Consider the following 14,845-nt stretch of genomic DNA (forward strand, 5'->3'; position numbering starts at 1 on the left):
AAGGAGCCCACCATGGCCAAAAAACCACGCAAACCACACACCAGTCGCAAACGCATCATCACCCCAGAAACCCGAACCAAAATCGCCCGCGCCCTCGCCGCAAAACTAGGGCCAACCAGCGACTGGGACAAACCAGAACCCACAGGACGTAAAACCAACGGCATCGATAAAACCACCGGCCATAAAATCACCATCAGCACACCCAAACGCACCCTAACCAAACCAAAAACACCACCCAACCCCAACACCATCCACAACCCGAACGGCACCAAAGCAGGTGGACATCGCGCCTCCACCCACTACCTCAACACCCAAAAAATCACCCAAGAACCACTCGCCAAAGAACGCCTCACCGAACGCACCAACACACTCAACACACCCAAAAAAGTCACCAAATACCTCGACAAACTAGACCAACGCCTCAAAACAGCCAACACCACCACCAAAACCCCTAAACAGCCTTGGCACCCCAAAACAAACGGCACCTACACACCCCAACAACAAGAACAAGAACGCAAAAACCCCGCAGCACCCGGCGGAATCATCCACACAGAAGCTAAAAACCTCACCCCGCTCCAGCTCAAACGCCTAGCCAATCACTACGGGATCACCGACGAAAACACCATCAACCAACTCGGAGTCCAAGCCGGAAACCCCAAATTCCGCAAAACCCAAGCCTTCAACACCACCTACGACAACTGGCTACTCGACAAACTTGGCACCAAACTAGGCGTAACAAACCGCCAAGAACTCGACACCAAACTAACCGAACTCAACGGCGGCAAAGACCCCCACAAAACCATGATCAGCCCCATCATGTTCCAAACCGCCACACCCGAACTACGCCAACTCATCGAACAAGAACTCGGCTACCTCCCATCCCGCCGAAACATGGAACGCGATAAAGCCGGCCAACCTAAACCACACCCACGCGCAGGCCTCAAAATCAGCCAAAAACGCACCAAACAAGAAACAGACGCCCGCGACCTCGCAGCACTCAAAGCCGACCAACAAACCATCCGAAAACAAGAAACACAAGCCAAAAAAGACACCGAAAAACAAAGAATCATCAACCGACGCGCCACCCACCAACGCGACGAATACCAAGCCAACCAAGACGACACGGCCAAAGCACTACAACACGCCCACCGCGACCAACAACTAGGCAAACGCTCCCGATTCAGCCAAGAAACCAAAGACGCCGAAGCCAAATTCAACGCAGAACACCCCATCGACTCCTACCGCCCACTAGCACAAAAAATCCTCGACACAGAATGGGAAAACTACAAACAAGGCAACCACGCCCCCGTATCCATCAACGCCCAAAAAGGACGCCCCACTAACCCCTCCAACACAGCCATATATGCCAAAGCCGCAGAAGAAAACGGTGGATTCCCCAAAGCAGTAGGCAACCCCCAATACGAGAAAACAGCCACCACAACACCAAAAGCCACCCACAAAACCGAAACAAAACCCACCATCCCCGTACCAAAACGCAACGAACGCATCATGCGTAAACACACCACAGATGGGGAAACCTTCAACCGAGACGGCATCATCCGCAACGGAATCAAAATCAAAAGAGGCTACAATGGCTACGAACTCGAAGTCCCCGGACGCGACAAACCTGTAGACCTCACCTACAACTACCGCACCAACACCGGCCCCGAAGACCTCAACGACGCCCGAGCAGCAGTAGACCGTATCGCCGAAGACATGAAACTCCCCGGTGTCGACCCCAACAACTACTGGCTAGGCCGCCCCGAAAAAGAAATCAGCGAGACCGTAGACGACCCAAGACTTCTCCCTTACATCGAAAGCAACAAACTATACGACGCGGAAACACTTCGTGCCGCAAGGGAACAAGCCACCACCGGCAAGAAACCATTCGCAAGTAAACGGCCCACTTATCCCATCCGCGATCAAGCAGACCAAAAGTCAGTAGCTAAAACGCTCCGAGCTGTTCACCGCCTGCAAAACCTTAGAACAATGCCAATAGGTGAAGAACGCCTCAAAGCGCGAAAGCAATTCAACGAAACACACCCCGTTGAAAACTACGAAGAACTAGCCGCCAAAATCATCGAAAATGACGCGAAAGAATACTGGAAAGGCAACAGATCCCAAGCAACTATCGCACCCAATAGAACCCTCCGCCGATTAACAGACAAACTTTGGCTCAACGCCGTCGAACAAAATGGAGGATTCCCCAACGCTGACCTGAAAAAGAAACTCAAAGACCTAGAAAGCAACACTGCCACGAGGCATATCCGGCGAGGAGAAGCAGGGGTCAAAGTGCGGGAAGCACGCAAAAAACTCAGAGAACTTACCTCCAAAAATCTAGGAAGTGAGAGCACAGAAGAAGTACGCAAACTCAAACTCGAGGGAGCTCAGCACGAAGCAAAACTAAGGAAACAGCTCGAAACTTTCTGGAAAGAACAAAAACGCACCCTGAAAATGGAGGGCGCCACCGACAAAGACCTTGAATATGTCAACGGAAAGCTAGAATCAGCAACAAGAGTCTCCAAGCAAGCTGAAAAGAACCTCGCTAAATACTCCGAGACTCCCAAACCAACCCGAAAAGAACCACCCCGCACCAACTGGAAAACCAACCTCACCACCAACGACCCCAACACACCACTCGAAAACCAAGCCCGCAACCTCAGTGACAATGACCTCATCACCGCCTACAAAGGGCTCAAAGCAGACATGAAATACTGGGAACACCACCTCAAAACCCGAAGCACCTACACACAACGAGAAGCCATCACCAACAGAGATAAAACCCTCACCCAACAAATCAGCATCAAAGATGAACTAAAACAACGCGGCTTCAAACTCAACGCCCTCAACAAAGGACGACAAAACGGCACCACCGAAGCCCAAATGAACGCCCAAAGGGAACGAAAAGCCCACCAGGCGAAACTACACAACGCCAACGTTGTCAACAGCATCGCCATCGGACGACCCGAAGCCCTCACTAAACTCAACGACACCGAACTCACCGACTGGTACAACACCATCAACACCCTCGAAAAGAACTACAAACCCGAAGACTGGGCAAAAGTCCAAAAAGCACTCCCCACCATCCACGAAGAAATCAACCGCCGCGGACTCGGCAACACCGAACAAACCAACCGCAAAGCCCAAAAAGCAATGTCCTTTGACGACGACCTCATAGCCGCCGCCAAAGACCCACACGCCGACTACATCCGCGAAAACGACATCCTCGTACCCCACAAAAACTACAAAGTCACCACCTACAAAGGAGACGGAGCAGGAAAAGACAACAACTACATCACCAACCCCAACGAACTAATCAACATCGCACTAGCCAACACCCACAACACCAAAGAAACCAACAACCTACTCAAATTCCGCGACCGCATCGACGCAGGAGCACCACTATGGACAGATAAAAACGGCACACTCCACACCACAAGCAAAATCGACGCCAACACCCGCATCAACCTAGAAACCATCCTCGAAACCACCGGAACCACCACCGACACACCATCATGGAACGACGGAATCCCACAAGGCCGCATCCACCACGATGACCTCAAAGCCCGAGGCTGGACCAGCGACATGATCTGGCAAAACCTCGAAGACGTCATGAAACTAAAAGACGTCCCAGAAGGCACCAACAAGCGCACCTACTCCATGCGGGAAGTAGAAGCCGTAGAAGCCACCAACAAAAAGATCGCCAAAGCAGTAGGGGACCGTGCACACCTCATCCCACTCGCAGAAACCCCAGCAACCAGTGAAAACACATGGGGTAGAACAGCGCTAAAAGAACGCGGCTGGACAGAACGGATGATCGAACGCTACCTAGGCGAACCCGACTTCTACGACCGCGGCTACGACAACCGCCCCTTCTACAAGTGGCACAAAGACCGCATCAAACAAGCCGAAGCCGAAGACCCAGCACTACGACGCCGCATCGAACAAGACGAAAAGAAACGCCAAGAAAAGTTCGACAAGCTCACCGAAGGAGGCAAAGGGTACTTTAGGCGCATCAACGGCGATTGGGTGATCGCAGGTAAAGACATCAAACGCGGCCAAACCATCATAGTCCGCAAAAAGAACGGGGAAGAAAAGAAAGTCTACATCGGCTCTGTTACCACAGTTGATGACACAACCTACGGTGTCCCCGGCACCCCGCCTGTGACGCTGAACCAGCAAGCCCGCGAGATAGGGAAAGAACTCCCACAACCAATGTCCAACAAGGCCAAGGAGCACAAAGTTAACACCAGCCCTGTGACATCGAAACAAATCTCGTTCATCAACAAACTGCTTGCACGACACTCCCGAAACTACGGGGTGATAGAAGGCGAGAATCTGTTTTTGGATTCCTTCACTTACAAATACCCAACACAAACCGAATTGAAGAAGATGACACGATCAGAAGCCTCCTTCCTAATCGACATCCTCCAAAACGACGAAATGTAAAACCCCACACCAGGGCATAAAAAGAACCCCACGAACCAGAAAAGGGACGTGGGGTTCTTCGACACCCGAAAGAAGAAAAGCCAAGCATCACTGCCTGCCCGAAGCGTCCCCTAAAAGAAGGGAACACCATAATAATAACACACTGTTGCAAACACCTTTACAACACCCCCGACCTGCCCCCTAAACAACAAAGGAAACACAATGAACATCCACGGACGATGGCAACCACCAACCACCGACGAAATCAACGACATGGTCAAACTTCACGCCGACGGCTACTCAGTACGTCAAATCGCCAAACGCAAAGGCTGGGGAGTAGCAACCGTCTCCAAATACCTACACAAAGCCGGCGCCGACATAGACCGCAGCAAAACACACGAAGCCACCATCGCCCGCAAACGCCGACTCGACGAACTCAAACTAGACCTCGCCGAACAACTCTGGGACGACATCGAATCCCTCCGAGACCGCATCTGGGAACCCTACGAAACCTACCTCGGCACCGGAGACGGCGTCGAACACGTCGAACTCGACGAACCACCACTACGCGACCAACACGACGGCGTATCCGCCCTCCAAAAACTCGTCAAAATGGTCGACGACCTCACCGCAAACATCGACACAGACAGCACCACCAAAGAAAGCTCCGACGCTCTCACCAAACTCCGCGAAGGCATCACCAAACTCGTCACCGACATGAAAGAAAAACAACACCAATGACAGACCTCATCGCACCCGGAATAGGGCTAGGCCTCAACCAAGCAATCTCCATCGCAGAATCCAACTATCGTGTCAACGTCTGGGAAGGTGCCATCCGCTCCGGAAAAACCTTCTCATCACAACTCAGATGGCTCATGTACATCGCGGGAGAAGCCCCCAGTGGTGGACAGCTACTCATGGTCGGACGAACCCGTGACAGCCTCTACCGCAACGTCATCGCCCCCATGCAAGACCCAGAAGTATTCGGCGACCTCGCAGACCAAGTCCGCTACACATCCGGTGCCCCCTACGCCACCATCCTAGGAAAACGCGTCCACATCCTCGGAGCACACGACTCCAAAGCCGAAAAAGCCATCCGTGGTATGACACTCGCAGGGGCCTACGGTGACGAAGCAACAATCCTTTCCGAGCACTTCTTCACCCAGCTCCTAGGCCGCATGTCCGTCGACGGGGCAAAAGCATTCTTCACCACTAACCCCGACAGCCCCAGCCACTGGCTTAAAGAAATCTACCTCGACCGAATCAACGACCCCATTAACCCACTCCAAGACTGGGGATCATGGCACTTCGGACTCGACGACAACCCCAACCTCAGCGAAGACTACAAAAACAGCATCAAATCCGAATTCACCGGACTGTTCTACAAACGCTTCATCGAAGGCCTCTGGGTAGCGGCAGAAGGCGCCGTCTACGACATGTGGGTACCAGAACGCCACATCGTAAGAAACGAAGCCATGCCCACCATCGAACGCTACTTCTCCATCGGAATCGACTACGGCACCACCAACGCCACCGCTGCCATCCTCCTAGGCCTCGGAACAGACGGATGCCTCTACGCCGTCGACGAATGGCGATACACCCCAACCAGCAAAGAAGTTCGAAAAACAGACATCCAACTCGTTGACTCCATCAAAACCTGGGCAAGCATCCAACACGACCCCCACAACCCCAACGCCACCGACACACCCATAGTCGTTGACCCCGCAGCAGCATCCTTCAAAGTCCAACTCCAACAAGAAGGCATCTACCCCTACAACGCAGAAAACGACGTCCTCTACGGAATCAGGCTCATCTCAAGCCTCCTATCCGCAGACAAACTCAAAATCAACGAACGATGCGCCGCACTCATCAAAGAAATCAGCGGCTACACATGGGACCCCAAAGCCACCCGCGAAGGCATCGACGCCGTCATCAAAGTCAACGACCACTCCTGCGACGCCCTCCGCTACGCCGTCGCAACCACCGAAAACTTCTGGCGCCGCTACATCAACCTCTAGGACACACCAATGAACAACCCCAACCAATGGCCACCCGCACCCTACGACATCGCCATCAAAGACATGGAAACATGGAAAGCATGGTACGCCGGTAACACCGACGAACTCACCCGCATCTACGCCCACCAAGGCCATACCAAAATCATCCTCCCCAACGGGGCAAACGGTAAAACAACCGGCGAAACCTACTTCTGGGGCCGCCCCAACCCACAAGCCCGCAAACGCCGCCACCTACCCATACCCGCCGATATTTCACGAGCAAGCGCCGACCTACTCTTCGCCAACCCACCCTACGTCCGCCTCGGCGAAAACGACCAACCCACCAAACCCGACAAAGACCCCACAACAGGCGACGAAATTCCACTCGATACCGACACCCAAAACCGCAACCAACAACGCAAAAAACTAGGCGACCGACTCGCCACCATCTTCGACCCAGCAGACTTTCCAGCACTACTCAACGAAGCCGCACAATGGGCATCAGTACTCGGTGGAACCTACCTCACCGCATGGTGGGACAGGGAACTACGTTCACACGTCGTACCCACCCACGTCACCGCAGACCGCGCCATCCCCACATTCCGCTTCGGAATCCTCTCATCCGTCACATTCTGGAATGAACTACAACCAGACCCCACAAACACCACCTACACCACAAGCACCCTCCGCCACCTCGAACACCACACACCCGGCAAAATCACCCACGAACTCTGGGCGGGAACATCCAACACCCTCGGCGAACAAATCCCACTCGACCACCACCCAGATACCGCATGGGTACTCCAAGAGGACGAAACAGGGATCATCGAAACAGGCCTCAAACGCCTCGACGTCGTCTACATCCCCAACAAAAAACCCAACAAAGCATGGATCGGCATCAACCAACTAGCCCCACTCGGATGCTCCGACTACGACGGCATCGAATCCGAATTTGACGCCATCGACGAAAACGCCTCCGGACTCATCCGAGACGTAAGAGACGGCGCCTCCAAAATCTTCGTAGACGAAATGCTCCTACGCGACGACGGAATAGGCAAAGGCGCCACCTTCGACCAAGACCAAGGTGCCTACGTCAAACTTGCCCCCGGCATGGGATCGGCAAAAGACGGATCACGCCCCATCGAATCCGTCCAACTCTCCATCCGCTGGCAGGAATACTCCCAAGTCCAAGCAGAAATACTGACCACCATCCTCCAAAACGTTGGCATCAGCGCCCAAAATTTCAACGACGGGCGCCTATCCACCCAAGTCACCGCAACCGAAGTCAACGCCAACAGCGCCACCAGCGAAAACACCCGCAAAGCCAAAATCAACTTCTGGCGCAAAGGCATCACAGAATTCGTCGAAATGTGCATGGAACTCGACTCCGTCCAATTCAACACCGGCCTTAACCTCACAGACCGCCCCAACGTCCGATTCCCAGCACAAGCCACCCAATCCGACAGTGAAAAAGCCACCACCATCCGAACCAAAAAAGAAGGCGGCTTCCTCTCCACCGAAACGGCAGTACGCCAAGACCACCCCGACTGGACAGACGACGAAGTCATGGCAGAACTCGACCGAATCGCAGAAGACAAGCTCCGCGAAACACGACTCTCTTTCGGTAAAGGTCTTGACGATAGTGGGGAAGCAACCCCACCCACCTACGACGAAGGCGACCCACAACCTCGTGAAGTAGGAGACGACTGGGAAAACCTCGCCGACGACCTCGACAGCATCAACAATGAGAATCAGAAATGATCCAACAACCAGCAACCAGCCCACAGAAGAAACGGAAACGATGGCGCGCCCTCGACCTCACCCGTGGCCTCCACCTCGACATGCTCGACGGACTCACCAACACCGTTGTTGATACCGCATCAGCACTCGAACGCCGCATTATCGAAGCCGTCAAACACCAATCCATCCAACCCAACCCCAACCGCAACAAACTCATTAGTATCCTCACCAACATTGTCAGTTACGGGGTGGGGATACTCACCGGGAAAGGGCGGAAAACCCTTGAAGAAGCTGAAAAACTTGGGGTGAAAACCGCCCAACACAAAATAGGGCACATGCCCCAAAATAAACGCCTTCCAGCACCCAAAGCGCCCCGTAATGTTGACCTTGGAACGACTGTCAGAACCCCCAAAGCCCTTGATGACACTTTCCAACAACTAGCCCATACCCTCATTGGCTCCGGATCGGCTCTCTTCGATGAGGTTGTGCTAGCGATTGTGGAAAACCCGCCGGAATCAGAAGCAGCACGCCGTCGCATAGCCCAAACCGTTCTTGACCAATTACGGGATAAAGGAATCACGGGGTACGTGGATAAGGCAGGGCGCCGGTGGAATCTTGTGTCCTATGTGGAAATGGCGACCCGTAAAGCAGCAGGTGACCTAGCGTTCGCAGCGCACATGGAAGAAATGCTCAAAGCAGGCCTTGATGTTGTGCGCGTTACCGTCATGCCGAACTGTCACCCATACTGCCAGCCCTACCAAGGGCGCCTACTGTCCCTCACGGGGGAAACAACCCATGTTGGTGGTGAAAAAGTCGTGGCCACCGTCTCCGAAGCAGTAGCCCACGGATTCCGTCACATCGGATGCCGCCACACCATCTACCACTGGCAACAAGGCGACCCCTTCGTAGAACCCGACAGTATCGACCACGGCGACTACGAAGCCTCCCAAGCGCTACGAAGGTTGGAAAGGGAAGTCCGCCGGTGGAAGAGAGCAGAAGCTGGTGCGGTCACAGATGAAGCACAATCCAAAGCGCGAGCCCGTATCCGTCTATCGCAGAAAAAAATCCGTGAACATGTACATAAAACGGGGGTGGTGAGGAATAGGTATAGGGAACAGGTTGCTAAGGCGTTGTAATGTCCGCCCGTGGCGTTGCATTACCGCTCGTGGCGGTCTAACATTGCAGCTTATGGGGCATACGTGCGTTTAATGCAAGAATGCTGAACAAAATGTCCCAGCCGAAAGGCCACGACACCACATAGGTGAACACATCAAACAGCACACCCCCTAAGCGGAAACAGCAACATCCGTTTAGGGGGTTAAACGCATGTCTAACCACCCCCAAAATAGCCACGCCGGGAGCGGGCACATGACAGGCCAGGTGCAGTCATGAACACAAAGGAGAACCCAAATGAGCAACAAAACCAACAAGGACACCCTCAATCACGACGATGAGGACAAACTTATTGGCCCCGCAGTCGAAGTAGAGGACACCGACAACGAATCGGGTGAACCCAACTACACCAACGGCGAAAACGACGACGACACCGACGACACCAGCGACACCACAGACGGTGAAACAGACGACGAACTCGACGACTTCGACGACGACATCGAATGGCTCAACATCGACGAACTCAACGACTTCGACGACGACGAAGATCAAGAGCAAACCCCCGACGACACCAACGCCGAAGACACCACAAGCGCCGAAGAGAACACCCCCGACGAAGACACCGCCGATACATTCCCCAAGGAATACGTTGACAAACTTCGTCGCGAAAACCTCCACCGCCGCAAACAAAACAAAGAAATGCGCGAACAAATGACCACCAAGGTCGAAACCGCATACCAAGAACTCGTCACCCAACTCGCACAAGCCGCCGGAATCGAAGCCGACAACGCCAACGACCTAGCGGAAAAGCTCAACCAAACTCTCCAAACCGAGCGAAAGCAAGCACAACAAGCACGGCAAGAACTCGCCATCTACAAAGCAACCCAAAACGCCGACGTAGACCCCCGCGAACTCACCGACTCCATCAGCTTCAACAACCAGCTCGCCAAGCTCAACCCACAAGACGGCGACTACGACGACAGCATCCAAAACCTCGTCAACCAGTACGCCGCAAAAACAAACCGCGCACCCAAGCGCACACAACGCTCCGGAACCGACTACAGCGCCGGAGCCAACACCATCACCGCAGACAACAGCTTCGAATCTCTCCTAGGACAACGACGCCAACGACGCGGTGTCAACATCAACTAACAAAGGACACAACAAATGCCCGCTTCCGGTGCAAACACCAACAAATTCATCACCACCCAAACCATCGCCAACCAAGCACTAGTCACCCTCTACGAATCCCTCACGGTCAAACCACTCATCTACACCGACCTGACCCAAGAATTCACCAACGCCGGCGTTGGTGACACCATCAACGTCCGCAAGCCAGCAGTATTCAAAGCCAACAAGTTCAACCGCGCCTCCGGTATCGAAATCCAAACCCCATCCGAGGGCTCCGTACCAGTCAAACTGGACACCTTCCTCGATACCTCCTTCGAAGTCACCTCCGAGCAACTTGCCCTCGACATCGCAGACTTCGACGCACAGCTTCTCACCCCAGCAATGGAAGCCATCACCGAAGGTGTGGACAAGGCACTGCTCGAAACCCTCATCAAGGGCGCAACCCAATCCGTTGGCGACAAGCCAGACTTTATGTGGAACCAACCAGAATGCCTCCTGATGGCAGGCGCACTCCTGGACAAGAAGAAAGTCCCAATGGTCGACCGTGCAGCGGTCATCGGCCCCATGATGAAGGCCTACTGGAACAACTCCATCCACCTCAAGAACGCTGAGAAGTCCGGCACCACCGAAGCGCTACGCCGCGCATCCCTCGGTCGTGACGTATTCGGCTTCGAAACCTACCGCTCCGCAAACGTCACCCCAGAACTCGGTGGTGTTGGTACCGGCACCGAGGTTGGTGCAGCCTTCCACAAGTCCGCACTCGCATTCGGATCTGCATCCCTACCAATCCCATCTGGTGCAGAAGGTGCTATCGCCTCCCACAATGGCCTGTTCCTGCGTGTTGTTCGCCAATACGACATCAACCGCAAGTCTGACATCATCTCCATCGACATCCTGTTCGGTGCGAAGGTACTCGACCCAGATCGCATTGTTCTGCTCAAGGGCGGCGCAAACGAGGAAGAGGAAGCAGCCGCCGAATCTTCCACTATCACCCTTCCTAGCGGTGTTAGCTCTGGCACCTTCACCCTGACCGTTGGTCGCCAAACCACCCGGGCAATCCAATACAACGCTGATGGCAACGCCGTAGCGGAAGCCCTCAACGCCCTGTCCAACGTCACCAGCGCCAAGGTTGTCGGCTCCGCAGGTGGCCCATACACCGTCACTGGTGTGAAGCAAAAGATCACCGGCACCGGTACCTCGCTTGTCGGTGGGTCGTCCACCGGCATCACCGTGATGTAACCACATAACCCAAGGGGGAGACGTGCGCATATACGCAACTGAAACCAACATCAAACAGTGGATCGAAGAACCGCCCAAAAACATCAGATCGCTACTGCGACACGCCTCCCTCATGGTGGAACAAGCAACACGCCTTGACGTCTACACAGTCGACGAAGACGGATACCCCACAGACATCGACATCGAAGACGCCTTCCGAGACGCCGTCTGCTCACAAATCACAATGTGGGCAACCTCCGGACTCGACCCAACTAAGGGATACACCGGGCAAAAAGCCCAAATCGCCTCACAATCCGTACCCGGAGGCAGCGTCTCCTACGCCGGTGCACTCACCGTCGAACAACTCGGCGTCGCAGCAAACACACTCTGCGACGCCGCAATCATGCGACTAAAACAAGTCGGATTATGCAGGCAGGCGGTCAAATACCTTGGATGACCACACACCCCTAGACTTCCCCAACGGTGCAACACTGACCATCAAACGAGTCGGCAAAATCGCCTACGACAGCCTCGGGGATCGCATCAACACCACCAGCGAACACACCATCGGCCCCTGCTCCATTGTCTCCACCAACGGGCGCATCAACTGGGAAGACGACGGCACAAACCGCTGGGTAGGAACCATCGACATTCAAGCCCCACCACAAAGCGACGTCATAGCAACCGACAGGGTCTACCTTCCCAACGGGGCATACGGGATCATCATCAACCCGCCGATACGCCCCAAAAACCCCTTCACTGGGTGGGAACCATTCACACAGTTCACCATCGCCACCGCCGGATACACACCGGTAAACGAGACGAACACATGAACATCACCTTAGAACCAGCCCTCGAAACACAAATCGGCGACAGCCCAGAAGTGTTCGAAGCAATCACCGAAGCGGCCAACCAAATCTGGGATGTTTTTAACCTCATAGCGCCACGACGCACCGGGGCCATGGTTGCATCAGCCCACATGACCCCAGAACAAACCACCAACGGGAAAATTCTCCACCTCACCATCGACCCCGTTAACGAAGCCGGCACCCACTACGCAGCATACGTCGAATTCGGAACATCCCGCATGGCTGCACAACACAACCTCCGCTACGCCCTCGAAACAGTCGAAGCAGAAACCCAATGACAACCCCCCCACACATCACAGTCCCAGACGATCAACGCTTCCCAGATGTCGAAATCCTCATGGTCACTGTAATGAACACCATTCTGCAAAAACTCACCCCAGCTGGCAGGGCTTACATCATCCCTCCCGGCGCAGCCGACGCAGAACAACTCATCAACGCAGGACACTGTATCGCCACAGCAACAGGATTTGGTGGGGTAGCGGAACGAACCCAAGACCACCCACGTGTACTCGTCACAGTTACAACCGCCTACCGGTCCGACTCAACACGCGTGCTCCAGTGGCTCCGCAGGCAACTCACCAACTTCAACGGGACAGTCACGACCCCCGAAGGCGACGTCACCATCCAAGACATCAGCGACGCACAAGGCCCGCAGCGACTCCCTGCACCCCAACTAGACCACAGAACCGCGCAGGCCTTCTTCACGGTCACAACGCGACTACTTAACCTTTAGGAGCATTTCGATGCCAGAACCAGCAAAAAGCGCACCACTAACCAATGCGCAACAATTCCGCCTCATCAAAGACAAGCAAGACGACCTAGTTCTTGCATGTACGAATATGGCCGTCATTGCAGCGCCATACGGTGTTGACCTCGGATCGATCGTTGATGATTCCACCGGCAACCTTCTACCAATGCCATCCGGTGCATTCAGCCTTGGTGAAATCCAAAAGCAAGCAGGCGTTGACCTCACCCCAGACATGAAGACCGAAGGTGTTATGGGCTACGGCTCTCGTGCACAACGCCGTATCTTCGTCACTGAGGAAAACTTCGACATTGACATTGTCCTTCAAGAAATTCGAAAGCTTGGCCTGCAAATGTGGCTGAGCTTCGAAGACGAAGACGTCGAAAACAGCGGCAAGGCCACCCGTATTAAGAAGCGTGCAGCTTCCCGTGTGAAGTACTGGTCAATCGCTCTCATCGGCCTTGATGAATCCAACGACGTGTTCCCATTCTGGAAGTTCCCCAAGGTATCTCTCAACAAGAAGGGCAAGATGTCCCTCGCGGAGGCCAAAGAAATGGGACTTCCAATGACCATGTCCGTGTTTGAAGAAAAAGGTGAGATGTTCGAAATGGGGCTTGCCGGCCCAGGCTGGCCTGAACTCGCCCGTAAGGCTGGTTTCTTCACAGACGACAGCGAGGAAGAGGAAGAGGGCGCGACAAAGACCGTCACCCTTCCACGTAGCATTTCAGGCGGCACGTTTACCTTGACGCTGGGTAGTGAGACGACTGCCCCAATTGCGCACGACGCTACCGGTACGGCCGTTGCAGCCGCTTTGAACAAGCTAAACAATGTTACCGGTATTAAGGGAACCGGTTCTGCCGGTGGCCCATACAGGCTCACCGGTGTGAAGGGGAATCTGACCGGCACCGGCACGTCGCTGTCTGGCGGTGATTCGCACACCATCACCGTCGCATAATTGGTATGCCCCGCCTTGGGGTCGGGCGGGCAACAAATACAACCCTCTCTCCACAGTGGGGTGCGTTGGGATTTGGCAGACACCACGCACCCCACTTACTTATGTCTGCCACGCTTTTCCAATCCATAACTACAAAGGAGTCTGCCAATGGCTACCACCAAATCCGCCGCCGCTAAAAAGGCCAGCGTCGCAAAGAAGATCGCATCCTTCGAAGAGTTCCGTGATCGCGCACTCAAAACCACACGATCCTCTAACGCCCCCAGCATCGTCACAGATGAGCCGTTCGTTCTCGGCCCAGAGGACGGCTTTGATCCTCCTGTGGTCATTGAGAAACCGAACTTCACACTTCGCTTCAACCTGTCTGAGGCGATGAACAACGGCGATGTAAGTAAAGTTCTCCGCCTTGTCCTAATGAATGACATTAACCGTGTCTTCCATGTCATCGATGAATATGAGCGTGAAACCGGTGTCAGTGGTGACGAAATCATCACCGGAATCGTCATCTCCTACTTCGAACACTTCTACGGGGTAGACGCAGCAGCAGAATCGTTTCGCGCAATCCTATGACCTCATCGACCGCTACGGTAAAGAACTCCGGTACGACTTCCACCACTATCTCGGAATTGATATTGATGATTTCTTTACCGGG

13 protein-coding genes are annotated in these 14,845 nt (G+C 54.2%); all 13 read left to right on the forward strand.

The features are described 5' to 3' along the window. The first annotated feature begins 12 nt into the window (after positions 1–12). The 13 genes from AT687_RS05185 (at position 13) to AT687_RS05245 (ending at position 14,763) form a co-directional block, all read left to right on the forward strand. Positions 13–4,449 carry a hypothetical protein gene (locus tag AT687_RS05185; protein WP_014318979.1) on the forward strand — a complete coding sequence of 1,479 codons (4,437 nt, stop codon included), beginning with the start codon at positions 13–15 and terminating at the stop codon, positions 4,447–4,449. A 201-nt stretch (positions 4,450–4,650) separates the two neighbouring features. Beyond that, positions 4,651–5,169: a helix-turn-helix domain-containing protein gene (locus tag AT687_RS05190; protein ID WP_014318980.1), complete on the forward strand. Its 519-nt coding sequence runs from the start codon at positions 4,651–4,653 to the stop codon at positions 5,167–5,169. After that, positions 5,166–6,446, forward strand: coding sequence for a PBSX family phage terminase large subunit (locus AT687_RS05195; protein WP_014318981.1), 1,281 nt, complete (start codon positions 5,166–5,168; stop codon positions 6,444–6,446). The genes AT687_RS05190 and AT687_RS05195 overlap by 4 nt, the downstream gene beginning before the upstream one ends. A gap of 9 nt (positions 6,447–6,455) precedes the next feature. Beyond that, on the forward strand, positions 6,456–8,186 hold the full coding sequence (locus AT687_RS05200; protein ID WP_014318982.1) for a phage portal protein: 1,731 nt from the start codon (positions 6,456–6,458) through the stop codon (positions 8,184–8,186). Continuing rightward, the gene (locus tag AT687_RS05205) at positions 8,183–9,301 is read left to right on the forward strand and encodes a phage minor capsid protein (RefSeq protein WP_014318983.1); all 1,119 of its coding nucleotides are present in this window, start codon (positions 8,183–8,185) and stop codon (positions 9,299–9,301) included. The genes AT687_RS05200 and AT687_RS05205 overlap by 4 nt, the downstream gene beginning before the upstream one ends. A gap of 274 nt (positions 9,302–9,575) precedes the next feature. Then, positions 9,576–10,430 (forward strand): hypothetical protein, encoded by an 855-nt coding sequence (locus AT687_RS05210; protein ID WP_014318984.1) that lies wholly within the window; start codon positions 9,576–9,578, stop codon positions 10,428–10,430. Between the two features lie 15 nt (positions 10,431–10,445). Then, on the forward strand, positions 10,446–11,648 hold the full coding sequence (locus AT687_RS05215) for a major capsid protein (protein ID WP_014318985.1): 1,203 nt from the start codon (positions 10,446–10,448) through the stop codon (positions 11,646–11,648). A gap of 22 nt (positions 11,649–11,670) precedes the next feature. After that, positions 11,671–12,084: a head-tail connector protein gene (locus AT687_RS05220; RefSeq protein WP_014318986.1), complete on the forward strand. Its 414-nt coding sequence runs from the start codon at positions 11,671–11,673 to the stop codon at positions 12,082–12,084. Then, a complete protein-coding gene (locus AT687_RS05225) occupies positions 12,077–12,460 on the forward strand; it encodes a hypothetical protein (RefSeq protein ID WP_014318987.1) in 384 nt (127 codons plus the stop codon). Before AT687_RS05220 ends, AT687_RS05225 begins: the two co-directional genes overlap by 8 nt. After that, positions 12,457–12,774 carry an HK97-gp10 family putative phage morphogenesis protein gene (locus tag AT687_RS05230; protein ID WP_014318988.1) on the forward strand — a complete coding sequence of 106 codons (318 nt, stop codon included), beginning with the start codon at positions 12,457–12,459 and terminating at the stop codon, positions 12,772–12,774. Before AT687_RS05225 ends, AT687_RS05230 begins: the two co-directional genes overlap by 4 nt. Then, the gene (locus tag AT687_RS05235; protein WP_014318989.1) at positions 12,771–13,229 is read left to right on the forward strand and encodes a phage tail termination protein; all 459 of its coding nucleotides are present in this window, start codon (positions 12,771–12,773) and stop codon (positions 13,227–13,229) included. The genes AT687_RS05230 and AT687_RS05235 overlap by 4 nt, the downstream gene beginning before the upstream one ends. 10 nt (positions 13,230–13,239) lie before the next feature. Next, on the forward strand, positions 13,240–14,196 hold the full coding sequence (locus AT687_RS12785) for a hypothetical protein (RefSeq protein ID WP_014318990.1): 957 nt from the start codon (positions 13,240–13,242) through the stop codon (positions 14,194–14,196). A gap of 147 nt (positions 14,197–14,343) precedes the next feature. Beyond that, the gene (locus AT687_RS05245; protein WP_014318991.1) at positions 14,344–14,763 is read left to right on the forward strand and encodes a hypothetical protein; all 420 of its coding nucleotides are present in this window, start codon (positions 14,344–14,346) and stop codon (positions 14,761–14,763) included. Positions 14,764–14,845: the final 82 nt, after the last annotated feature.

The sequence above is a fragment of the Corynebacterium diphtheriae genome (genome assembly GCF_001457455.1).
GTDB classification, from domain to species: Bacteria; Actinomycetota; Actinomycetes; order Mycobacteriales; family Mycobacteriaceae; genus Corynebacterium; species Corynebacterium diphtheriae.

Excerpts from the sequence above, each read along its gene's own strand:
- AT687_RS05185 (WP_014318979.1), top strand. The coding sequence starts at position 13 with ATGGCCAAAAAACCACGCAAACCACACACCAGTCGCAAACGCATCATC.
- AT687_RS05190 (WP_014318980.1), top strand. The coding sequence starts at position 4,651 with ATGAACATCCACGGACGATGGCAACCACCAACCACCGACGAAATCAAC.
- AT687_RS05195 (WP_014318981.1), top strand. The coding sequence starts at position 5,166 with ATGACAGACCTCATCGCACCCGGAATAGGGCTAGGCCTCAACCAAGCA.
- AT687_RS05200 (WP_014318982.1), top strand. The coding sequence starts at position 6,456 with ATGAACAACCCCAACCAATGGCCACCCGCACCCTACGACATCGCCATC.
- AT687_RS05205 (WP_014318983.1), top strand. The coding sequence starts at position 8,183 with ATGATCCAACAACCAGCAACCAGCCCACAGAAGAAACGGAAACGATGG.
- AT687_RS05210 (WP_014318984.1), top strand. The coding sequence starts at position 9,576 with ATGAGCAACAAAACCAACAAGGACACCCTCAATCACGACGATGAGGAC.
- AT687_RS05215 (WP_014318985.1), top strand. The coding sequence starts at position 10,446 with ATGCCCGCTTCCGGTGCAAACACCAACAAATTCATCACCACCCAAACC.
- AT687_RS05230 (WP_014318988.1), top strand. The coding sequence starts at position 12,457 with ATGAACATCACCTTAGAACCAGCCCTCGAAACACAAATCGGCGACAGC.
- AT687_RS05235 (WP_014318989.1), top strand. The coding sequence starts at position 12,771 with ATGACAACCCCCCCACACATCACAGTCCCAGACGATCAACGCTTCCCA.
- AT687_RS12785 (WP_014318990.1), top strand. The coding sequence starts at position 13,240 with ATGCCAGAACCAGCAAAAAGCGCACCACTAACCAATGCGCAACAATTC.
- AT687_RS05245 (WP_014318991.1), top strand. The coding sequence starts at position 14,344 with ATGGCTACCACCAAATCCGCCGCCGCTAAAAAGGCCAGCGTCGCAAAG.